The organism is Actinosynnema mirum DSM 43827 (assembly GCF_000023245.1).
In the GTDB taxonomy this organism is placed as follows: domain Bacteria; phylum Actinomycetota; class Actinomycetes; order Mycobacteriales; family Pseudonocardiaceae; genus Actinosynnema; species Actinosynnema mirum.
This window is the reverse complement of sequence record NC_013093.1, coordinates 6,773,163-6,795,121: the sequence shown is the minus strand read 5'-3', so window position 1 is coordinate 6,795,121 and position 21,959 is coordinate 6,773,163. Positions and strand designations below refer to the sequence as shown.

19 protein-coding genes and 1 riboswitch are annotated in these 21,959 nt (G+C 73.0%); of the genes, 17 read left to right on the top strand and 2 right to left on the bottom strand.

The features are described from left to right. Window positions 1-309 precede the first annotated feature (309 nt). From murG to AMIR_RS28505, 12 genes are all read left to right on the top strand, one after another. A complete protein-coding gene (gene murG, locus AMIR_RS28560) occupies window positions 310-1,428 on the top strand; it encodes an undecaprenyldiphospho-muramoylpentapeptide beta-N-acetylglucosaminyltransferase (RefSeq protein ID WP_425358892.1) in 1,119 nt (372 codons plus the stop codon). Further along, a complete protein-coding gene (murC, locus tag AMIR_RS28555; RefSeq protein ID WP_015804460.1) occupies window positions 1,425-2,825 on the top strand; it encodes a UDP-N-acetylmuramate--L-alanine ligase in 1,401 nt (466 codons plus the stop codon). Before murG ends, murC begins: the two co-directional genes overlap by 4 nt. Beyond that, a complete protein-coding gene (locus AMIR_RS28550) occupies window positions 2,822-3,544 on the top strand; it encodes a cell division protein FtsQ/DivIB (RefSeq protein ID WP_015804459.1) in 723 nt (240 codons plus the stop codon). Before murC ends, AMIR_RS28550 begins: the two co-directional genes overlap by 4 nt. Before the next feature lie 521 nt (window positions 3,545-4,065). Further along, a complete protein-coding gene (gene ftsZ, locus AMIR_RS28545; RefSeq protein WP_015804458.1) occupies window positions 4,066-5,280 on the top strand; it encodes a cell division protein FtsZ in 1,215 nt (404 codons plus the stop codon). 157 nt (window positions 5,281-5,437) lie between these two features. Continuing rightward, window positions 5,438-6,142 carry a peptidoglycan editing factor PgeF gene (gene pgeF / locus AMIR_RS28540; protein ID WP_041837097.1) on the top strand — a complete coding sequence of 235 codons (705 nt, stop codon included), beginning with the start codon at window positions 5,438-5,440 and terminating at the stop codon, window positions 6,140-6,142. Further along, entirely contained in the window at window positions 6,139-6,834 is a 696-nt protein-coding gene (locus tag AMIR_RS28535) for a YggS family pyridoxal phosphate-dependent enzyme (protein WP_015804456.1), read from the top strand. Before pgeF ends, AMIR_RS28535 begins: the two co-directional genes overlap by 4 nt. Window positions 6,835-6,901: 67 nt before the next feature. Next, the gene (locus AMIR_RS28530; RefSeq protein ID WP_015804455.1) at window positions 6,902-7,549 is read left to right on the top strand and encodes a cell division protein SepF; all 648 of its coding nucleotides are present in this window, start codon (window positions 6,902-6,904) and stop codon (window positions 7,547-7,549) included. Window positions 7,550-7,569: 20 nt separating this feature from the next. After that, a complete protein-coding gene (locus AMIR_RS28525) occupies window positions 7,570-7,854 on the top strand; it encodes a YggT family protein (RefSeq protein ID WP_015804454.1) in 285 nt (94 codons plus the stop codon). Window positions 7,855-7,899: 45 nt separating this feature from the next. After that, window positions 7,900-8,721, top strand: coding sequence for a DivIVA-like cell division protein Wag31 (gene wag31 / locus AMIR_RS28520; protein WP_015804453.1), 822 nt, complete (start codon window positions 7,900-7,902; stop codon window positions 8,719-8,721). Between the two features lie 48 nt (window positions 8,722-8,769). Continuing rightward, complete coding sequence (locus AMIR_RS28515) at window positions 8,770-9,501, top strand: hypothetical protein (RefSeq protein WP_015804452.1); 732 nt, start codon at window positions 8,770-8,772, stop codon at window positions 9,499-9,501. A 264-nt stretch (window positions 9,502-9,765) separates the two neighbouring features. Further along, on the top strand, window positions 9,766-12,879 hold the full coding sequence (gene ileS / locus AMIR_RS28510; protein WP_015804451.1) for an isoleucine--tRNA ligase: 3,114 nt from the start codon (window positions 9,766-9,768) through the stop codon (window positions 12,877-12,879). A gap of 98 nt (window positions 12,880-12,977) precedes the next feature. Then, window positions 12,978-13,250, top strand: a complete 273-nt coding sequence (locus AMIR_RS28505) for a DUF167 domain-containing protein (RefSeq protein ID WP_015804450.1) — start codon at window positions 12,978-12,980, stop codon at window positions 13,248-13,250. A 135-nt stretch (window positions 13,251-13,385) separates the two neighbouring features. Here AMIR_RS28505 and AMIR_RS36355 read toward each other — a convergent pair whose 3' ends face one another. Further along, window positions 13,386-13,949, bottom strand: a complete 564-nt coding sequence (locus AMIR_RS36355; RefSeq protein WP_015804449.1) for a GNAT family N-acetyltransferase — start codon at window positions 13,947-13,949, stop codon at window positions 13,386-13,388. A 365-nt stretch (window positions 13,950-14,314) separates the two neighbouring features. On the opposite strand from AMIR_RS36355, the gene AMIR_RS28495 reads away from it, so the two are divergent. The 5 genes from AMIR_RS28495 (at window position 14,315) to AMIR_RS28475 (ending at window position 20,462) form a co-directional block, all read left to right on the top strand. Then, a complete protein-coding gene (locus AMIR_RS28495) occupies window positions 14,315-14,971 on the top strand; it encodes a TetR/AcrR family transcriptional regulator (RefSeq protein WP_041837096.1) in 657 nt (218 codons plus the stop codon). A 555-nt stretch (window positions 14,972-15,526) separates the two neighbouring features. Further along, entirely contained in the window at window positions 15,527-17,005 is a 1,479-nt protein-coding gene (locus tag AMIR_RS28490; RefSeq protein ID WP_015804448.1) for a potassium/proton antiporter, read from the top strand. 208 nt (window positions 17,006-17,213) lie between these two features. Continuing rightward, window positions 17,214-17,327: riboswitch (SAM riboswitch) on the top strand. A gap of 42 nt (window positions 17,328-17,369) precedes the next feature. After that, the gene (locus tag AMIR_RS28485) at window positions 17,370-18,728 is read left to right on the top strand and encodes an aminotransferase class V-fold PLP-dependent enzyme (RefSeq protein ID WP_015804447.1); all 1,359 of its coding nucleotides are present in this window, start codon (window positions 17,370-17,372) and stop codon (window positions 18,726-18,728) included. A 58-nt stretch (window positions 18,729-18,786) separates the two neighbouring features. Next, complete coding sequence (lspA, locus tag AMIR_RS28480) at window positions 18,787-19,533, top strand: signal peptidase II (protein WP_342626568.1); 747 nt, start codon at window positions 18,787-18,789, stop codon at window positions 19,531-19,533. A gap of 44 nt (window positions 19,534-19,577) precedes the next feature. After that, window positions 19,578-20,462, top strand: coding sequence for an RluA family pseudouridine synthase (locus AMIR_RS28475; protein ID WP_049797197.1), 885 nt, complete (start codon window positions 19,578-19,580; stop codon window positions 20,460-20,462). 92 nt (window positions 20,463-20,554) lie between these two features. On the opposite strand, the gene AMIR_RS28470 is transcribed toward AMIR_RS28475, so the two are convergent. Continuing rightward, window positions 20,555-21,808 carry a multidrug effflux MFS transporter gene (locus AMIR_RS28470; protein WP_015804444.1) on the bottom strand — a complete coding sequence of 418 codons (1,254 nt, stop codon included), beginning with the start codon at window positions 21,806-21,808 and terminating at the stop codon, window positions 20,555-20,557. Between the last annotated feature and the right edge of the window lie 151 nt (window positions 21,809-21,959).

Sequence of the window (21,959 nt, the reverse complement as noted above, 5' to 3'; positions counted from 1 at the left end):
GGTCGACCGGTCCGGCCCGCGCGCAGGTGCGCCGACCAGCTCCCGGACGCGCCAGCGGCGCCTGACCACCGCGTCCCCGAACCCCTGGTGAACGGTCCGTTCACCCAAGGTCGAACGGACCGTTCACCCACCGGCCACCCGGCTCCGCTCACCCCGAGCACCCCCGCCCCCAACCCACCCCCCGCCTACCGCCCGCCCAACCCCCACCACGCAACCCGCCCGCTCCACCGCACGTCCAAGGTGGAGAAGCGCCCCGCATCGCCGTTGCTAGGCTTTTCGGCGTCGAGTCCGACGAGCGTTTCCCCACACCTGGAGGTCACCCTGTCCGGCGATCGGCTTGCCAAGAACGGTCCCTGCGTGGTCGTCGCCGGGGGCGGCACCGCGGGGCACATCGAGCCCGCGCTCGCCCTGGCCGACGCCGTCATGAGGCTTCGGCCGGACGCCAGGGTCGTCGCGCTCGGGACCGAGCGGGGTCTGGAGAGCCGGCTCGTCCCGGCTCGCGGCTACCCCCTCGAACTGATCCCGCCCGTCCCCATGCCGCGCAAGCCCACCGCGGACCTGCTCAAGCTGCCGCTCAAGGTGCGCGGCGCCGTGAAGCAGACCCGCGACGTGCTGGAGCGCGTCGGCGCGGACGTCGTTGTCGGCTTCGGCGGGTACGTCTCGCTGCCCGCCTACCTCGCCGCCCGCGGTCGCGTGCCGATCGTCGTGCACGAGGCCAACGCGAAGTCCGGCCTGGCCAACAAGGTCGGCGCGAAGTTCGCCGAGCGCGTCGCCGCCGCCGTTCCCGACTCGGGGCTGTCGGACGCGCGCGTCATCGGCATCCCGCTCCGCCACTCGATCACCACCCTGAACCGCGCCGCGCTGCGCGCCGAGGCCCGCCGGGCGTTCGGGCTGCACCCGACCGCCCCCGTGCTGCTGGTGTTCGGCGGCTCGCAGGGCGCCCGCTCGATCAACACCGCGGTCTCCGCCGCCGCCCCCGCGTTCGCCGCGGCGGGCATCGGCGTGCTGCACGCCCACGGCCCCAAGAACACGGTGGCCGTCCAGCAGGTCCCGAACACCCCGGCCTACGTCCCCGTCCCCTACCTGGAGCGCATGGACCTGGCCTACGCCGCCGCCGACGCCGTCCTGTGCCGCTCCGGCGCGATGACCGTCGCCGAGGTCTCCGCGGTCGGCCTCCCGGCCATCTTCGTCCCGCTGCCCCACGGCAACGGCGAGCAGGCCCTCAACGCCAACCCCGTGGTCGCCGCGGGCGGTGGCGTGCTGATCCCCGACGAGCAGCTCACCCCCGAGTGGGTGGCCGCCACCGTCGTCCCGCTGGTCGCCGACCGCCAGCGCCTCGCCGCCATGTCGGCCGCGACGCTGTCCACCGGCCACCGCGAGGCCGACGTCGTGCTCGCGCGCATGGTGCTGGAGGTGGTCAAGAAGTGAGCGGGGTCCTCGACCGGGTGCACCTGGTGGGCATCGGCGGCGCCGGGATGAGCGGCATCGCCCGCATCCTCCTCGCCAGGGGCGCCGAGGTGTCCGGATCGGACGCGAAGGACTCGCGGACGGTCCTCGCGCTGCGCGCCCAGGGCGCCCACGTCGCCGTCGGCCACGACGGCGCCAACCTCGACCAGCTCGACGGCGGCCCCACCGCCGTCGTGGTGTCCACCGCGATCCGCGAGGACAACCCCGAGCTGGTCGCCGCCCGCGAGCGCGGCGTCGCCGTGCTCCGCCGCGCCGAGGCGCTGGCCGCCCTGATGCTCGACCACCGGGTCGCCTGCGTCGCGGGCACCCACGGCAAGACCTCCACCACGTCCATGCTCACCGTGGCGCTCCAGCACTGCCGCATGGACCCGTCGTTCGCGATCGGCGGCGACCTCAACGAGTCCGGCGCCAACGCCCACCAGGGCGCGGGCGGCGTGTTCGTGGCCGAGGCCGACGAGAGCGACGGCTCCTTCCTGTTCTTCGCGCCGTCGGTGGCGGTCGTGACCAACGTGGAGGCCGACCACCTCGACCACCACGGCACCGTCGAGGCCTACGTGGCCGTGTTCGACGAGTTCCTGGAGCGCATCGAGCCGGGCGGCGTGCTGATCGCCTGCGCCGACGACGAGGGCTCCGCCGCGCTGGCCGACCGCGCCGAGAAGCGCGGCATCCGGGTCCGCCGCTACGGCCGCGCCGCGACCGGCGAGGGCGCCGCCGTGCTGGTCGAGCACCGGCCGGACGGCGCGGGCGGCCTGGCCGTCGTGGAGCTGGACGGCGAGCGGCTGGACGTGCGGGTCGCCGTGCCCGGCGAGCACATGGCGGGCAACGCGGTCGCCGCGCTGCTGGCCGCCGTCGAGCTCGGCGCCGACCGCTGGGGCGTCCTGGAGGGCCTGGCCGCGTTCGGCGGGGTCCGCAGGCGCTTCGAGTTCAAGGGCGTCGCGGCGGGCGTGCGGGTCTACGACGACTACGCCCACCACCCCACCGAGGTCGCCGCGCAGCTCAAGGCCGCGCGCCCGGTCGCCGGTGACGGCAGGCTGGTCGTCGTGTTCCAGCCGCACCTGTACTCGCGCACCAAGACCTTCGCCGCCGAGTTCGGCAAGGCGCTCGCGCTCGCCGACGAGGTCGTCGTGCTCGACGTGTACGGCGCGCGCGAGGACCCGGAGCCCGGCGTGACCGGCGAGCTGGTCGCCGACGCCGTCCCGCTGGAGGCGGGCCGGGTGCGGCACGTGCCGTCGTTCGACCGGGTGCCCGAGCTCGTCGCGGGCCTGGTCCGCGAGGGCGACCTCGTGGTCACCATGGGCGCGGGCGACGTCACCATGCTCGGCCCGGTCATCGTGGACGCGCTGGCGCACCGAGGATGAGCGCCACGACGGCGCGCCGCCCGCGCGCGCAGCAGCGGCGCAAGCCGTCGCGCGGTCCCGACCGCGCGACGGTGCTGCGCAGGCGGGCGGTCGCCGTCATGAGCGTCGTCACCGTCGTGGTGCTCGGCTACGCGCTCTGGTTCACCTCGCTGGTGGGCGTGGGCGAGGTGGCCGTGGAGGGCAACGTCGAGCTGACCGCCGAGCAGGTGCGGGTGGCGGCCGAGGTGGGCGCCGGCGAGCCGATCCTGAGCCTGGACACCGGCGCGGTCGCGGCGAAGGTGCGCGAGCTGCCCAGGGTGGCGGACGTGGAGGTCTCGCGGTCCCTGCCCGGCACGGTGCTGCTCAAGGTCACCGAGCGCACCCCGGTCGCCGTGGTGCAGGCCGACGACGGCGCGCACCTGGTCGACCGGACCGGGAAGGACTACGCGACCACGTCCGCCGCGCCCGCCGGGCTGCCGGTGCTGGAGGGGACCGGCGAGGAGGCGCTCGCGAGCGCCGTGTCGGTGCTCGTGCAGCTCCCGGACGACCTGCGCCGCGAGGTGCTGTCGGTGGGCTCCAGCGGCGGGACCGACCTGGTGCTGCAGATGTCGGCGGGCCGCGAGGTCCGCTGGGGCTCGGCGCAGGACACCCCGCGCAAGGCCGCCGTCCTGGACGTGCTGCTGACCCGCGAGGGCAAGGTGTACGACGTGACCAGCCCCGAGCTGCCGACGGTGTCCTGAGGTCGGGGGCCCCGGCGCGGCGGTTCCCACCGGCGCGCCGCCCCCGATTCCGGCCTGCGGGAGCGCCGCCCGCTCGCGGCGTGCCCTTTCAGGCACTCGCGCGTGGTGATTCGCGTCACGGTTTGGCGCGGGTCCCGATCGCGTCGTCGCCGGTCTGGGCGGGTCGGGACACTTCCCACCACCCGCGATCACGGCTCCGCGCCCCCGGCCACGTCCGATGAGGACGGTCGGTGGCGGCCGTCACGCCCGCCGCGCCGAGCGGGCTGGGCGAAACCGCCCGTGCGATCGGACTACCCTTGGCCCAGCGCGGCGCTGCCCTACGGGGTGACCGGACGGCAGACGCCCGTGGCAACTACGGCGTGGCTGCTGGACCGACGCACCCCCGGTGCATACCGTCCAGCAGGAACATACGGGGTTGACACAACTCTTGACCCAGCGTCGAGGGTTTCAATCCGGGTGCGGTGACCCGGTGGTCATCCACTCCAGCACATGAGCACGGACACGATCAGGAAGGCGGACCGATGACGCCCCCGCACAACTACCTCGCGGTGATCAAGGTCGTCGGCATCGGCGGCGGTGGTGTCAACGCCGTCAACCGCATGATCGAGGTCGGGCTCAAGGGCGTCGAGTTCATCGCGGTCAACACCGACGCGCAGGCGCTGCTGATGTCCGACGCCGACGTCAAGCTCGACATCGGCCGTGAGCTGACCAGGGGGCTCGGCGCAGGCGCCAACCCCGAGGTCGGCCACAAGGCCGCGGAAGACCACCGCGAGGAGATCGAAGAGGTCCTCAAGGGCGCCGACATGGTGTTCGTCACCGCCGGTGAGGGCGGTGGCACGGGCACCGGTGGCGCGCCCGTCGTGGCCTCGATCGCCCGCAAGCTCGGCGCGCTGACCATCGGCGTGGTGACCCGGCCGTTCTCGTTCGAGGGCAAGCGCCGGGCCAAGCAGGCCGAGGAGGGCATCCAGGCCCTGCGCAACGAGTGCGACACGCTCATCGTCATCCCGAACGACCGGCTGCTCCAGCTCGGCGACATCGGCGTCTCGCTGATGGACGCGTTCCGCTCCGCGGACGAGGTGCTGCTGTCCGGTGTCCAGGGCATAACCGATCTGATCACCACGCCCGGTCTGATCAACCTGGACTTCGCGGACGTCAAGTCCGTCATGTCCGGGGCGGGCAGCGCGCTGATGGGCATCGGTTCGGCCCGAGGCGAGGGCAGAGCGGTGCAAGCGGCCCAGAAGGCGATCAACAGCCCGCTGCTGGAGGCGTCCATGGAGGGCGCCCACGGCGTGCTGCTGTCGATCGCCGGCGGGTCGGACCTGGGGCTGTTCGAGATCAACGAGAGCGCCTCGCTGGTCCAGGAGGCCGCGCACCCCGACGCGAACATCATCTTCGGTACGGTCATCGACGACTCGCTCGGCGACGAGGTGCGGGTGACGGTGATCGCGGCCGGGTTCGACGGGAACGGGCCGACGCACAAGAAGCTCGAACCGCAGGCGCTGTCGAGCCCGCCGAAGGCGGTGGAGCCGCAGCCCGCGCCGCCGGTGGCGGTCGAGCCCTCGCCGCCCCCGACGCCGCCGCTGCCGACCCTCCCGGTCCAGCCGCAGCCGCCCGCGAGCACCTACCAGCCGCCGCAGCCGCTGCCCCGCCCGCTGGGTGGTCTGGGCAACCGCGCCGTGCCGGTCACGGACGACCCGGACGACGAGGTCGACGTGCCGCCGTTCATGCGGCGCTGAACGCGGACGGCCGCTGAGCGCGGCCCTGCGGGAACGTGGACGACGTGGAGCCCCCGGTGATCCCACCGGGGGCTTCGTCGTGCTCGGGGCAGCGTCGCCGCACCGGGTGACCCGGCGCGGGTGTGGGGTTCGGCCCCCGGCGTGACAAGCTGGGGGAGTGCGCATCAGACGTGTCGTGACCACCCGCGAAGGCGGCGTCTCCAAGGCGCCCTACGACTCGTTCAACCTCGGTGACCACGTCGGGGACGACCCTGAGGCGGTCGGGGCCAACCGGGTCCGGCTCGCCGAGGGGATCGGGGTCCCCGTCACCGACCTGGTCTGGATGGAGCAGGTGCACGGGCGCACCGTCGCCGTGGTCGACGGGCCGCAGGGCGGTCCGCTGGAGGCCACCGACGCGGTCGTCACCACCCGGCCCGGCCTGGCGCTGGCCGTGCTCACCGCCGACTGCGTGCCGGTCCTCCTCGGCGACCCGGTCGCCGGGGTCGCCGCCGTGGCCCACGCGGGTCGGGTCGGGGCTCGGGTCGGCATCGTGCCCGCCGTGCTCAAGGCCATGGCCGAGGCGGGGGCGACGCCGGAGAACACCGAGGTCCTGCTCGGCCCGGCGGTGTGCGGGGACTGCTACGAGGTGCCCGCCGACATGCGCGCCGACGTCGACAAGCACCTGCCCGGCAGCGCGGCCAAGTCCCGAGCGGGCAAGCCCTCGCTCGACCTGCGCGCGGGCATCTGGAACCAGCTCGCCGCCGCGGGCGTGGGCAGGATCGGCGTCGACCCGCGCTGCACCGTCGAGGAGCGCGCCCTGTTCAGCCACCGCCGCACCCCCGGCACCGGCCGCCTCGCCTCCGTCGCCTGGATCGAGCCGTGAGCCGCGAGGAGGAGCTCAGGCTCAACCTCGCCGAGGTCCGCGCCCGCATCGCCAAGGCCTGCGAGACCGCCGACCGGGACCCCGCCGAGGTGACCCTGCTCGCGGTCACCAAGACCTTCCCGGCCTCCGACGTCCGGCTCCTGCACGGCCTCGGGCTGCGCGACTTCGCCGAGAACAAGGACCAGGAGGCACGGGCGAAGGTCGCCGAGCTGGGTGATCTCGACGCGAACTGGCGCATGGTGGGCCGACTCCAGCGGAACAAGGCCAGGTCGGTCCTGACCTGGGCCGACCGGATCGACAGCGTAGACTCGGCCAGGTTGGTCGACGCGCTCGTCGAGGCGGCGGCCAAGAACGGCGTTCACCTGGATGTGCTCATCCAGGTGAGCATTGACGGTGACGCTGCGCGAGGAGGATGTCCGGTCCCTGATCTTCCGGACCTCGCCGCGCGCATCGGCCGTTCGAGTGAACTTAGGCTGAGGGGTGTGATGGCTGTCGCACCACTGGGCCGGTATCCCGGAGAGGCGTTTGCGCTCTTGAAGGGAGCGGTAACCCGCTTGCGTGACGATCATCCCGATGCCACCGTGATCTCGGCGGGGATGAGCGGCGACCTGGAAGATGCGATCGCATGGGGTTCGACGTGCGTGCGTGTCGGAACAGCGTTGCTGGGCAGCCGGGGACTAACCTCGCCGTAACTGTCCGGAACCTCTGGGGCCACCGCGACGTCCTTGCGGTTGGGGAACGGCGGAGGAAGGGCTTGGCATGAGCGGGTTCCACAAGCTGAAGGCGTACTTCGGGATGGTTCCCGCCGAGTACGCCGACGACCCTGACGCCTACGAGGACGACCGCGGCGGGCGCTACTCGGAGTACCGCTCCGAGTACCCGGAGACCGCGGAGTACGAGACCTACCCCGAGCAGCGCGGACGGCGCCGTTCGAGCAGGTCCGAGTACCGCCCCGACCCGGAGGACGCCGAGGAGTACGAGTCGGACGCCCGCGCCCGGTCCCGCCGCTCGTGGAGCGAGACCCCGGTGCACGGCGCGCTGGCCATCGAGGCGCAGCGCGAGCCCGCGCCCCGACCCCGCGCCCTGCCCGCGCCGCAGCCGCAGCAGCCCGCCCCGGCGGCTGCCGCCCTGGGGCGGATCACCACCCTCAACCCGCGCAGCTACAACGAGGCGAGGGCCATCGGGGAGCACTACCGGGACGGCACGCCCGTCATCATGAACCTCACCGACATGGACGACGCCGACGCCAAGCGGCTGGTCGACTTCGCCGCCGGACTGGCGTTCGCCCTCCGGGGGTCCATCGACAAGGTGACCAACAAGGTGTTCCTGCTCTCACCCCCGAACATCGACGTGACCGCCGAAGACCGGAGGCGGCTCGCCGAGGGCGGATTCCTCAACCACGGCTGAGTGGTGGCACAGTTGGAGGTGTGGATGCCCTCTTGCTCGTGGTCTACTACCTGCTGTTCTCGTTCTGGCTGCTGCTCATCGCGCGCATGGTCGTGGAAGGCGTCCGCTCGTTCGCCAGGGACTGGCGGCCCGCGGGCGGCACGGCAGTGGCCCTGGAGACCGTCTACACCGTGACCGATCCCCCGATCCGCTTGCTGCGGCGAGTCATCCCCACCGTGCGGATCGGGAACATCAGTCTGGACTTGTCCATTATTGTGCTGTTGCTGGTCGTTATCATTCTGATGCGAGTAGCCGATCCCAGGTGAGGGGACCAGGGATGTCCACAGCCCAGGAGTGCGTGAGGTGATCTGATGCCGTTGACCCCCGCGGACGTGCACAACGTCGCGTTCAGCAAGCCGCCGATTGGCAAGCGGGGCTACAACGAGGACGAGGTGGACGCGTTCCTCGACCTGGTTGAGGGTGAGCTCGCCCGCCTGATCGAGGAGAACAACGACCTGCGCCAGCAGGTCGAGCAGCTCGACCAGCAGGTCGAGACCGCGCGCGCCGACCTGGAGGACGCACGAGCCAAGATCGCCGCCGGTGTCGGTGGTCCCAGCCGCGTCGTCGAGGAGCCCCGCAGGCTCGCGCCCGTGCCGCCCCCCTCGGCGCTGGAGCAGACGTCCCCCGGTGGTGGGGGTGACCACCACGTCCAGGCCGCCAAGGTCCTCGGGCTCGCCCAGGAGATGGCAGACCGCCTGACCGGCGAGGCCAAGGCCGAGGCCGACGGGATGCTGTCGGAGGCCAGGACGAAGTCCGAGCAGCTGCTCTCGGAGGCGCGGTCCAAGTCCGACACCATGGTGAACGAGGCGCGCACGCGTGCCGAGACCATGCTGAACGACGCGCGGACCCGCGCCGAGACGCTCGAGCGGCAGGCCCGTGACAAGGCCAGCGCGCTCGACCGCGACGCGCAGCGCAAGCACGCCGAGGTGATGGGCAACATCACCCAGGAGAAGAACACGCTCGAGAAGCAGATCGACAAGCTGCAGACGTTCGAGCGCGAGTACCGCACCAGGCTCAAGACCATGCTGGAGTCGTCGCTGCGCGACCTGCAGGACCGGGGCCCCGCGGCGCCGTCCGACGGCAGGGCCGGGCAGCAGGGCTACTCCTTCGGGGCTCGTGCCGAAGCGGGCTGAGCCGAGCCGGGCTGAGTCCGCGCTCCGGCGCTGATCTACGCTGCGAGCGTGCTGTACGCAGTCCTGCTCCTGGTCCTGGCCGCGCTCGGCTTGCTCGTGCCCGCGCTGACCAGCGCGTCCACCCTGTGGGCGTGGCTGTCGGTGGCGGCGAGCGCAGCCGCCGCGGTGGGGCTGGTGGTGGACTGGCGGCTGCACCGCCGGTCGGGGGCCGGTGCCGCCGCGGTCGTGGCACAGAGTAGTACTCAAGATCGTTCCGGTGACGGGCGGGGCGGGGCCGATCAGGCTCCCGCCCCGCCCGTCGGCGTTCCCGCCGGGGTCGCCCCGCAGGACGAGCCCGCCGAGGAGGACACCGACGCGGCCGACCTGCTGGCCGTGGCGGAGGCCCCGGACGAGGTGCGGGTGCTCGACGAGCGGCCCCGGTACCACCTGGCGGGCTGCTCCTGGGTGGGCGACCGTGCCGCGCTGGGGCTGCCGCTGGCCGAGGCGCGCGAGCTGGGCTTCACCCCGTGCGGGGTGTGCAGGCCGGACTCGGCGCTGGCCGCGACCAAGCGGGCCGCCGCGAAGCGGGCCGGGCGGGCGGGCGCCGACGAGCCCGTGGCGACCGGTGCGCCCGACGGGACCGCCGCGTCGACCAACGCGTCGACCAACGCGTCGACCGAGCGGGCCGTCGACGAACCCGAGCGGGCCGTGCTGCCCCCTCAGGCCGCCCAGGACGCCTCAGGAGCCGCCGAGGCCGGTGCTGCCGCCGGGAGCGGGGACGAGCCCGCCGCGCGCGGCTGAGCGGCCCGCCCGCGCGGCGGTCGGCGCAACCGGTTTGCGCCCTCGGCTACCCTTGGTGGCACAGGCGTTGATCCGGCCATCACCGGGGGAGCCTCCGGAAGAACAGGCCCTCGGGCCCCAGTAGAACCGGACGGGAACGGCCCGTCACAGCCGTCGAAGAGAGGCCAGAGCCCCGTGCCCTGGCAAGCGGGGTGGTACCGCGGTGCGCCTACGGGGTGGGCGTGTCGTCCCCGTGAGCCGGAGACGCACGCGAGGAGCTTGACCATGCCCTACCCCAAGGTGGGAGCGGACTCCGTCCCCTCCCAGCCGTCCTTCCCCGCGCTGGAGCGCGACGTGCTCGGCTTCTGGGAGGACGACCAGACCTTCCAGGCCTCCGTCGACGCCAGGCCCGCCGGTGAGAACGGCTCCAACGAGTTCGTCTTCTACGACGGCCCGCCGTTCGCCAACGGCCTGCCGCACTACGGCCACCTGCTGACCGGCTACGTCAAGGACCTGGTGCCGCGCTACCGCACCATGCGCGGCCAGCACGTGGAGCGCCGTTTCGGCTGGGACACGCACGGCCTTCCCGCCGAGGTCGAGGCGGAGAAGCAGCTCGGCTTCTCGTCCAAGAGCGACATCGAGGCCTTCGGCATCGACAAGTTCAACGACGCCTGCCGCACGTCCGTGCTGCGCTACACCGACCAGTGGCGCGAGTACGTGACGAAGCAGGCCCGCTGGGTCGACTTCGACAACGACTACAAGACCCTCGACCTGGACTACATGGAAAGCGTCATGTGGGCCTTCAAGACCCTGTGGGACAAGGGCCTGGTCTACGAGGGCTTCCGGGTGCTCTGGTACTGCTGGCGCTGCGAGACGCCGCTGTCCAACACCGAGACCAAGATGGACGACACCTACCGGGACCGGCAGGACCCGGCGGTGACCGTCGGCCTGCGCCTGGAGACCGGCGAGCTGGCCCTGGTGTGGACGACCACGCCGTGGACGCTGCCGTCGAACCTGGCCGCCGCCGTGCACCCGGACGTGGACTACGTGACGGTCGAGGCGAACGGCGAGAAGTACCTGCTCGCCGAGGCCCGCGTCGCCGCCTACGCCCGCGAGCTGGGCGAGGAGCCGCCGGTCGTGGCCCGCTGCAAGGGCTCCGACCTCGTCGGACGGCGCTACACCCCGCCGTTCGACTTCTTCCTCGGCCGCGACAACGCGCACCAGGTGCTGCCCGCCGACTACGTCACCACCGAGGACGGCACCGGCATCGTCCACATCGCCCCCGCGTTCGGCGAGGACGACAAGGCCGTCACGGACGCCGCAGGCATCGAGGTCGTCGTCCCCGTCGACCCGCACGGCTGCTTCACCGCCGAGGTGCCGCCGTACGCCGGGCAGCACGTGTTCGAGGCCAACAAGGTCATCATCCGCGACCTCAAGGACGCGGGGCTGCTGCTGCGCCACGAGACCTACGACCACCCGTACCCGCACTGCTGGCGCTGCGACAACCCGCTGATCCAGCGCGCGGTGTCGTCGTGGTTCGTCGCGGTGACCCGGTTCCGCGACCGCATGGTCGAGCTGAACCAGCAGATCAACTGGGCGCCCGAGCACATCAAGGACGGCCAGTTCGGCAAGTGGCTGTCGAACGCGCGCGACTGGAACATCTCCCGCAACCGGTTCTGGGGCTCCCCGATCCCGGTGTGGGTCTCGGACGACCCCGAGTTCCCGCGCGTGGACGTGTACGGCTCGCTGGACGAGCTGGAGCGCGACTTCGGCGTGCGCCCGACCGACCTGCACCGGCCCGCGATCGACGAGCTGACCCGGCCCAACCCGGACGACCCGAGCGGGAAGTCCACCATGCGCCGGGTGCCCGAGGTGCTGGACTGCTGGTTCGAGTCCGGCTCGATGTCGTTCGCCCAGGTGCACTACCCGTTCGAGAACGCCGACTGGTTCGAGAACCACTACCCCGGCGACTTCATCGTCGAGTACAACGGGCAGACCAGGGGCTGGTTCTACACGCTGCACGTGCTGGCCACGGCGCTGTTCGACCGGCCCGCGTTCCGCAACTGCGTGGCGCACGGCATCGTGCTCGGCGACGACGGGCAGAAGATGTCCAAGTCGCGCAAGAACTACCCGGACGTGAACGAGGTGTTCGAGCGGGACGGCTCGGACGCGATGCGCTGGTTCCTGATGTCCTCGCCGATCCTGCGCGGCGGCGACCTGGTCGTCACCGAGCGGGGCATCCGCGACGGGGTGCGGCAGGCCGTGCTGCCGCTGTGGAACTCCTGGTACTTCCTGGCGCTGTACGCCAACGCCGAGGGCGTCGAGGGCGCGTGGCGGACCGACTCGTCGCACGTGCTCGACCGGTACGCGCTGGCCAAGACGCACGACCTCGTGGCGCGGGTGACCGGGCAGCTCGACGAGTACGACATCTCCGGCGCGTGCGCGTCGGTCCGGGACTTCCTGGAGGTGCTGACCAACTGGTACGTGCGGCGCTCGCGCGACCGGTTCTGGGCGGGCGACCAGGACGCGGTGGACACGCTGCACACCGTGCTGGAGGTGGTGTCGCGGGTGGCCGCGCCGCTGCTGCCGATGACCACCGAGGTGGTGTGGCGCGGGCTGACCGGCGGGCGCTCGGTGCACCTGACCGACTACCCGGAGGCGGCCGACCTGCCCGCCGACCCGGAGCTGGTGGCGGCGATGGACGCGGTGCGGCAGGTGGCGTCGACGGCGCTGTCGCTGCGCAAGGCCAACAAGCTGCGGGTGCGGCTGCCGCTGGCCAAGCTGGTGATCGCGTCGCCGTCGGCTGGGTCGCTGGAGGGGTTCCGGGAGATCCTGAGCGACGAGGTCAACGTCAAGGCGGTCGAGCTGACCGACGACGTGGACGCGCACGGGCACTTCCAGCTGGCGGTGAACGCGCGGGCGGCCGGGCCGAGGCTCGGGCCGAACGTGCAGAAGGTGATCAAGGCGGTGAAGGCCGGGGACTGGAGCGAGGTCGACGGGCGCGTCGTCGCGGCCGGGATCGAGCTGTTCCCGCAGGAGTACGAGCAGCGGCTCGTGGCCACCGACCCGGCGGCCACGGCGGCGCTGCCCGGCGGGGCGGGCCTGGTCGTGCTGGACACCGAGGTCACCGAGGAGCTGGCGGCCGAGGGCGTGGCTCGGGACCTGGTGCGGGTCGTGCAGCAGGCGCGCAAGGACGCCGGGCTGGACGTGTCGGACCGGATCGCGCTGACCGTGGACGCGCCCGAGGGCGCCGCGGCCGACGCGGCTCGGGCGTTCGAGGCGTTCGTGCGCGAGGAGACGCTGGCGGTGGAGGTGGCCTACGGGGCCGTCGACGGCGGGTCCGAGGGCGCGGTCGGCGACGGGGCCAAGGTGCGGGTGCTGGTCGTCAAGGCGGGCTGACCGCTCCGGTGACGCGGTCCCGGCGCACCACTCGCTCGTTCGGGTGGTGCGCCGGGGCCGGTCTGCTTCCTGGGGCTTTTTTGTCGGTGGGGGGTGTGATGCTGAAGTTCGCGGTGCGGGTGAAGCCGGGGTCGAAGCGCGACGCCGTGGGCGGGCGCTGGGACGAGCGCGCCCTCGTGGTGTCGGTGGCCGCGCCCGCGGTCGAGGGGAAGGCCAACGAGGCGGTGCGCAGGGCGCTTGCCAAGGCGTTCGGGGTGCGCAGGCAGGACGTGGAGATCGTGTCGGGGGAGCGGGGGCGCGACAAGGTCGTGGTCATCGACCCCGCGCCCGACGGGGCTGACGGGGTGCTGGCGGAGCTGCTCGGGGGGTAGGTCGGGCAGCTCGGGGTAGGTCGGGTGGCGCGGGTCGGGCGGCTCGGGTCGGGTGGCGCGGGTCTGGCGGCTTGGTGGGTGGCTCGGGTTTGGCCGCTCGGGTCTGGTGGCTCGGGTTCGGCGGTCTGGGCTGGTTCAGCCTGCTGCCGGTCGCAGCATCGGGAACAGGGTCGGGCCGTTCTCGGGCAGCGCGATCGGGTCGCCGGTGCGGGCGAAGCCGTGCCGGGCGTACAGGGTCGCCGAGCGGGTGGTGCTCGCCTCCAGGTAGCAGGGCAGGCCGCCGGTGTCGGCGAGCCGGTGGGCCAGCAGGAGGCCGCCGACGCCCTGGCCCCTGCGCTCGGGCAGGACCGCGGTGGTGGCCAGGTAGAGGTGCGGGTAGGTCGGGTGCACGGCCGTCATCAGGGTGAACAGCGCCTCGGCCCTCGGCGGCATCCCGTCCGGCTTCGGGCTCTCGCCGCTGGTCTCGGCCCACAGCGCGTACCCCGCGAGACCGCGCTCGTCCTCGGCGACCAGCGCGTCGCACCTGCCGAGCTGCTCCTCGACCAGCGTGCGGATGATCTTGTCCGTGAGGGGTTGGTCCGCGTTCCCGACCTCCGCCGAGTCCAGCACCCACGCCGTGACGACCTCGTCGGCCGCCGCGCGCCGGACCAGGTCCACCACGGCGTCGAACTCGTCGTGTGCTGCCTTGCGCACCTGCATCTTCCACTCCTTCGCTCGTACGCTGTAGTTCGATGATTTCCTCGGCTGCGCTGGTGCTTCAACGTTTGCGTCACGCAGTGTTCGTGTGACGAAAAGGGGGCGCGGTGGGGTGCGCGCAGTGCGGGGCTCCGGTGGAGCGGGCGGCTCGGGGGCGGCCCCGGCGGTACTGCGGGCGGGCCTGCCAGGCGCGGGCGTACCGGGCGCGGCGGGACGCCGGGGACGACCCGCGCGGGCGCGGTGCGGCTCGACGGGGTGCGGGGCAGCGGGGTGCGGGGCTCGGGGGTGACGCGCGGGGGCGTGGTGTCAGCGGGGGAGCGGGTGCGCGGCGGCGGGGTGGTGGGCCGTCCTGGGACCGGGCGGGTGTCGTGCGGGCGGCCGTCGAGTTGGCCGACGACGAAGGGCTGGGCGCGTTGTCGATGCGGGCGCTCGCGGCGCGTGCCGGGGTGGCGACCATGTCGCTGTACCGGCACGTCTCGGGGCGGGCGGACCTGATCTCGGCCATGGTCGACGTGGTGCTCGTCGAGGCGCACGGGCTTGCGCGGGACCGGGCCGGTGGTGGCGCCGGCGGTTCTGGTGAAGGGCTCGGGTGGCGTGAGGCGCTGGAGCGGGAGGCGCGTGCGGAGTGGTCGTTGTACCGGGAGCACCCGTGGGCGCTGGGGGCGTTGGGCACCAGCAGGCCGCCGCTCGGGCCGCAGCTGATCGCGGTGGTCGACCGCTACCTCGCGGCGCTCGCCGGGCGCGGGGTTGACCCCGCGACCGGGTTGTCGGTGTTCCTGCTGGTCAGCGGGTACGTGCAGGGCATGGCGCTGCTGCTGGTCAGCGAGAGCGAGCAGGCCCGCGACACCGGGGTCAGCGGGCCGCAGTGGTGGGGCGCCAGGGGGAAGTGGGCGGAGGCCGTGGACTACCCGTGGGTGCGTGAGCTGGCCGCTGGGGCGGCGCCCGGTGAGCGTGACCTGAACGAGTGGTTCGATTTTGGTCTCGCGCGGGTGCTGGACGGCATCGCGCTGCAGGTGGAAAGCTGATCGTGGGTCTGTCAGGGCTGCCGGAGGCGGTGGTCCCCTCGTGGTGTCCTCCTCGCGGTCGTCCGGTGGGGTTCCTCCCTCGGGTCGTGGGTCTTGCGCTCCAGCTCCCGCGCGTGACGCGGGTCGGGCGCTCTTCGTGCGGACGTCGAACGTGCGGGGGTGCTCCCGGTCGCGTTCGGAGCGTGTGCCGGTCCTCTGGGGACGGTGCTCTCGGCGGGGTGTCCAGCGGTGCGCCTGAAAAGTGCCCCGGCGGGTATCTGGTGGGGTGCTCGGTAGTTCTCCGGCGGGGTGCCCAAGCGGTGCTCCCGGTGTGGTGCCTGGTGGGGTGCCCAAGTCGGGTTCCCGGCAGGTGTCCGGCGGTGCTCCCGGCGCTGTGCCCAGAGCGCGCCCAGCGGTGCTCCGGGTGGTGTTCCGCGCGGTCGTCCGGTCGTGCGGGGAATGCGCTTGCCGTGTGGCCTTCGGGGTTCCGGTGCGGGGGTTCGCGGGCGCGATGACCCACGTCAGCGGCGTGGGGGGAGAATGGAAGCCCGTCGTTAAGGACAACCGGGAGGTTGAGTGGGCGACGTCAGCGTCATCCTCGGTATCGGTGCAGCGGTTCTCATGGCCGCGGTGGTCGCGGTCAGGGTCTCGACCAGGCTGGGACTGCCCTCACTGCTGCTGTACCTGGGAATCGGGGTGCTGCTGGGCGAGTCGGTGCTCGGCATCCAGTTCTCCGACGCCGACCTGACCCGCTCGCTGGGCACCATCGCCCTGGTCCTGATCCTCGTGGAAGGCGGTCTGACCACCCGGTGGAGCGCGGTGAAACCCGCGCTGGGACTGGGGATCGGGCTGTCGACCGTGTCCGTCGGCATCTCGATCGGGGTCACCGGGGTCGCGCTGCACCACCTGCTCGGGCTCGACTGGCGCACCGCCCTGCTGTGGGGCGCGGTGCTGTCGTCGACCGACGCGGCGGCGGTGTTCAGCGTGCTGCGCGGGGTCGGGGTCGGCAAGCGGTTGATCGGCGCGCTGGAGCTGGAGTCCGGCATCAACGACGCGCCGGTGTACATCGCCGTGGTGCTGCTGGCGTCCACCGACGCGATCACCTGGACCGCGCCGCTGCTGATGGTCTACGAGTTGCTCGCGGGCGCGGCCATCGGGATCGGGCTCGGCTGGCTCGGCGCGCTCGGGCTGCGCAGGGCCGCGCTGCCCGCCACCGGCCTGTACCCGCTGGCGACCGTCGCGGTGTGCCTGCTCGCCTACACGGTGGGCGACTTCGCGCACGCGTCCGGGTTCCTGGCGGTGTACACGGGCGCGGTGGTGCTCGGGAACGCGCGGCTGCCGCACCGGTCCGACACGCTCTCGTTCGCCGAGGGGCTCGGGTGGGTCGCGCAGATCGGGCTGTTCGTGCTGCTCGGGCTGTACTCGTCCCCGTCGCGCCTGGTCGACGCCGTGGTGCCCGCGCTGGTCGCGGGCGCCGTCCTGGTGCTGCTCGCGCGACCCCTGTCGGTGGCCGCCGCCGCGCTGCCGTTCCGGGTGCCGTGGCGCGAGCAGGTGTTCGTGTCCTGGTCGGGGCTGCGCGGGGCGGTGCCGATCGTGTTCGCGCTGCTGCCGCTCGTCCAGGGCGTGGAGGGCGCGCTGGTCCTGGTGGACGTGGTGTTCGTGCTGGTCGTGATCCTGACGATCGTGCAGGGCAGCACGCTGCCGTGGATGGCGCGCAAGCTCGGGCTGGTGAAGACCGGGGAGGCCGAGGAGGTGCAGGTCGACTCGTCGGCGCTGGACGAGCTGGGCGCCGAGCTGCTCCAGGTGCGCATCCAGACGGGGTCGAAGCTGCACGGCGTGTACCTGTCCGAGCTGAGGCTGCCGCCGGGGGCGATGGTGAGCCTGGTGGTGCGGGCCGAGGAGGGCTTCACGCCGCAGGCGACCACGCGGTTGCAGGAGGGGGACCAGCTGCTGGTGGTCAGCACGGACGCGGCGCGGGACGCGGCGGAGACCCGGATCCGGGAGGTCGACAAGGGCGGGCGGTACGCGCGCTGGAAGGGCAGCGCGCCGACCTGAGCGGGGCGAGTGACGCCCTGAGGGGGTGGGTGCCGTCCTGAGTGGGCGGGCGCGGGAGTCGAGCGGGGTGGGGTGCGGGTAGCGCGGTGCGCGGGTGGGGATGGGGGTTGGGGGTGCGGTTGGGGGTTGGTTCGGGTGCGTTGTGGTTGCTCTCGGCATGTGGGAAGTGCTCGACGGTCCTCGGGAGGGTCGGCTAGCTTTCTCGGCAGGTCATGAGTTCCAGCGTCAAGCCCGGGCTTGCTGGACGACAACCCTCCTCCGCGGTGGGGTGCCCCCGGTGACGACCAGGTCCGGCGCGCAGGGCGTCGGGCAAGCGCGGGTCTTCCCTCACCACGGGCGACCCCGAGTCGCTCGGAGGACGATCATGACGCTCGCCGTTTCCCGCACCGCCGCCCGCACCGTCGTCGAGACCGCCGACGCCGCCCCCGTCGCCGCCGCCCTCCCCGCCGTCGTCGGCGCGGCGCTGCGGGTGCCGCTGGTCACCGGGGAGCGGGTCGAGTACGCCAACCTCGACAACGCCGCCTCCACCCCCTGCCTGGAGCAGGTGCGCGACGCCGTCGACGAGCTGCTGCCCTGGTACGCCTCCGTGCACCGGGGCGCCGGGTTCGCGTCCAAGGTGTCCACCCGCGTCTACGAGCAGGCCCGCGACTCGGTGCGGCGGTTCACCGGCGCCCGCTCCAGCGACACCGTCGTGTTCACCCGCAACACCACCGACTCGCTCAACGCCCTCGCCCGCGCCGTCCCCAGGGGCACCTCCGTGCTCCTGTTCGACACCGAGCACCACGCGGCCCTGCTGCCGTGGCGCGGGCCGAACGTGCGCCGCCTGCGCACCCCCGGCACGCCCGCCGAGGCCGCCCGCGTGCTCGACGCCGCGCTCGCCGAGTGCCCGGTCGGGCCGCGCCTGGTGGTGCTGACCGGCGCGTCCAACGTCACCGGCGAGGTGTGGCCGGTCGCCGAGCTGGCCGCGATCGCCCGCCGCCGGGGCGCGCGCACCGTGCTCGACGCCGCCCAGCTCGCCCCGCACCGCCCCCTCGACATCAAGGAGCTGGGCGTCGACTACGTCGCCTTCTCCGGCCACAAGCTCTACGCCCCGTTCGGCGCGGGCGTGCTGGTCGGCCGCGCCGACTGGCTCCAGGCCGCCGAGCCCTACCTGGTCGGCGGGGGCGCGACCTCGCTGGTCACCGACCACGGCGACCACCTCGGCGTCGCCTGGTCCCGCGTGCCCGAGCGGCACGAGGCCGGGTCGCCCAACGTGGTCGGCGTGCACGCGCTCGCCGTCGCCTGCGACGTCCTCGGCCGCAACTGGAATCGGGCCGTCGCGCACGAGCGGGCCCTGCTGGAGCGGCTGCGCGCGGGCCTGGCGACCGTGCCCGGCGTGCGCGAGCTGTCCCTGTTCGGCTCCGGGCAGGACCGGGTCGGCGTGGTCAGCTTCACCGTCTCGGGCCAGGACTCCGGCTACCTCGCCGCCGCCCTGTCCGCCGAGCACGGCATCGGCGTGCGCGACGGCGCGTTCTGCGCCCACGTCGCCGTGCACCGCCTCACCGGCGGCGAGCGCGCCCTGCGCGCCTCCCTGGGCCTGGGCTCCACCGAGGAGCACGTGGACCGCCTCGTCGCCGCGCTGCGCTCCCTCATCACCGAGGGCCCCAAGGTCGCCTACGCCCAGCGCGACGGCCGCTGGGAGCCCGTCGTGGACGACCGCGCCCTGCCGCCGTTCCTGGCCTGACCGGCCGCCGCACCGGCCTGACCGGCCCCCTCGCCGCGCGATGCTGGACAATGGCCGGGTGAGCACGGACCCCAACACCGAACCCGACGCCCCAGACGAGGTCGCCTCGCCCGCGCCGGAGCCCCAGCCCCAGCGGCGGGTCGTGCTGCTCGGCGTGATCGCCGCCGTCGTGCTGGCCCTGGACATCGCCACCAAGGTGGTCGCGGTCGCCGAGCTGGAGGGCAGGCAGCCGGTCGAGCTGTTCGGCGGGCTGCTCTACCTGCCGCTGATCCGCAACCCCGGAGCCGCGTTCGGCATGGCCGAGGGCTGGACGATCGTCCTGGCGATCATCGCGTTCGGCGTCGTCGGGTTCATCCTGTGGATCGCCCGCAAGCTCCGCTCGGTCGGCTGGGCCATCGGCCTCGGCCTGGTGCTGGGCGGCGCGCTCGGCAACCTGGCCGACCGGATCTTCCGCTCGCCCGGCCCGCTGCGCGGCCACGTCGTGGACTTCCTGTCCGTGCTGGACCCGTGGGGCGGCTTCTTCCCCGTGTTCAACCTGGCCGACTCGGCCATCTGCGTCGGCGGCGGCGTGATCGTGCTGATGTCGCTGCTCCAGCGCGACTACGACGGCACCCGCTTCGAGAAGAAGCCCTCCGGCAAGACCGCCACCGCGGCGGGCACCACTACAGCGGGCACCACTACAGCGGGCACCACTACAGCGGGCACCTCTACAGCGAGCACCACCGCGGCGAGCACCACCCCCAAGACCACCGAGAACCAGACCGCAGGCGAGACCGCCGACGGCGGGAAGCAGGAACAGGCGTGAGCGGCGACTACCGGACCCTCCCCGTCCCCGACGGCCTCGACGGGATGCGCGTCGACGCGGGTCTCGCCAAGCTCCTCGGGCTCTCCCGAACGGTCATCGCCTCGCTGGCCGAGAGCGGCGACGTCGTGCTCGACGGCCGCGTCGCGGGCAAGTCGGACCGCCTGGTGGCGGGCTCCTGGCTGGAGCTGACCCTGCCCGAGCCCGAGCGGCCCGTGCAGGTGCAGGCCGTGCCGGTCGAGGGCATGATCGTCCTGCACGAGGACGACGACGTGATCGTCGTCGACAAGCCCGTCGGCGTGGCCGTGCACCCCTCGCCCGGCTGGACCGGCCCGACCGTGGTCGGCGGGCTCGCCGCCGCGGGCGTGCGCGTGTCCACCTCCGGCGCGGCCGAGCGGCAGGGCGTGGTGCACCGGCTCGACGTCGGCACCACCGGCGTCATGGTCGTGGCCAAGAGCGAGCACGCCTACTCGGTGCTCAAGCAGGCGTTCAAGGACCGCACGGTCGACAAGCTGTACCACGCGCTGGTGCAGGGCCACCCGGACCCGATCAAGGGCACCATCGACGCCCCCATCGACCGGCACCCCAAGCACGACTACAAGTTCGCGGTGATGGCGGGCGGCAAGCCCAGCATCACGCACTACGAGGTCGTCGAGGCGTTCCGCGCCGCGTCGCTGCTGGACGTGCACCTGGAGACCGGGCGCACCCACCAGATCCGGGTGCACTTCTCCGCGCTCAAGCACCCGTGCGTGGGCGACCTGACCTACACCGCCGACCCGGTGCTCGCCAAGCGGCTGGGCATGTCCCGGCAGTGGCTGCACGCCCGCAGGCTGGGCTTCCACCACCCCGCCGACGGGGAGTGGGTCGAGTTCACCAGCGAGTACCCGGACGACCTCGACCACGCGCTCAAGCTGCTGCGCTCCGAGAGCTGATCGACGCGCGCCGGCCGGCGTGAGCTGACCGGTGACACGAGGAGGGGCGCCCACCGAGACCGGTGGGCGCCCCTCCTCCGCGTTCCGAACCGCTAGACCGCCGAAGCGGCCGGGGTCTGCTCGGCCTCGACGACCTCGGGCTCGTCCTTCGTGATGCCCTTGTCGCCCCTGGTCAGCACCAGGAACGAGGTCAGCGCCAGCGCCGTGCAGGCCGCCATGACCAGCGCCAGCGGCAGCACGCTCGTCGAACCGCCCGCGCCCACGACCGGCGCCATCAGCCCGCCCATCAGGAACTGCGACACGCCCAGCAGCGCCGACGAGCTGCCCGCCGCCTCCGGGTGCCTGGCCATCGCCAGGGTCGCCGCGTTCGGCATCAGCAGGCCGATGCTGCACGTGACCAGGAACAGCGGCACCAGGAACGCCACCAGGCCACCGCCCAGCGCGCCCGCCACGACCAGCGCCACGCCCGCCAGCACCGCCGTGCTCAGGCCGATCCGCAGCAGGCCCCTGGGCATGATCCGGCCGGTCAGGGCCGTGTTGATCACGCCCGCGACGAAGATGCCCGCCGAGTTCAGCGCGAACACCAGGCTGAACTCCTGCGGGGACAGGCCGAACACGCCCTGCAGCACGAACGACGAGCCGGACACGTAGCCGAAGATCGCGCCCAGCGCGAACGCCGACGCCAGCACGTAGCCGACGAACACCCGGTCGGTCAGCAGGCCGCCGAACACGCGCAGCGTGCCGCCGAGGTCCAGCGGGCGGCGCTTCTCCGGCGGCAGGGTCTCCTTCAGGCCGACGGCCATCAGCACCAGCAGCACCACCGCGATGACCGCGAGCACGACGAACGTCGCGCGCCACGACGCGTAGCGCAGCACCTGCCCGCCCAGCACCGGCGCGAGCATCGGGCCGAGGCCGTTGACCAGCATGATCAGCGACATGAACTTCGCCATCGCCAGCCCGGAGAACCGGTCGCGGGCCACGGCCATGGCCACCACGAAGCCCGCGGCGACGCCGAGGCCCTGGAGCAGCCGGAACGCGGCCAGCGCGACCGCGCTCGGCGCCATCGCGCACACCAGCGACAGCACCACGTACGAGCCGATCCCGAACAGCAGCGGCTTGCGCCTGCCGATCGAGTCGGACAGCGGGCCGATCAGCAGCTGGCCGACGGACAGGCCGATGATGAACGTCGTCAGCGACAGCTGGATCTGCGACTCGCCCGCCCCGAACTCCTTCGCCATGTCGGGGAAGGCGGGCAGGTAGGCGTCGATGGACAGCGGGCCGAGGCAGCACAGCACGCCCAGCAGGGCGACGAGCTTCCCACGTCCTTGCACAGCGGTGACCCCCATGGTTCTTCGACAGTCGTCGGTCTTGTGTCTCTCAAGGCTTTGCGGGACGACGGTGTCCAAGGAGGTGGATCTCGACCCCACGGCGCAGGTGCCTGGCGGGGTGAGCCGCCGGTGGTGGACAACGCGGGGGAAGCCGCTCTGCTTCCCGGTT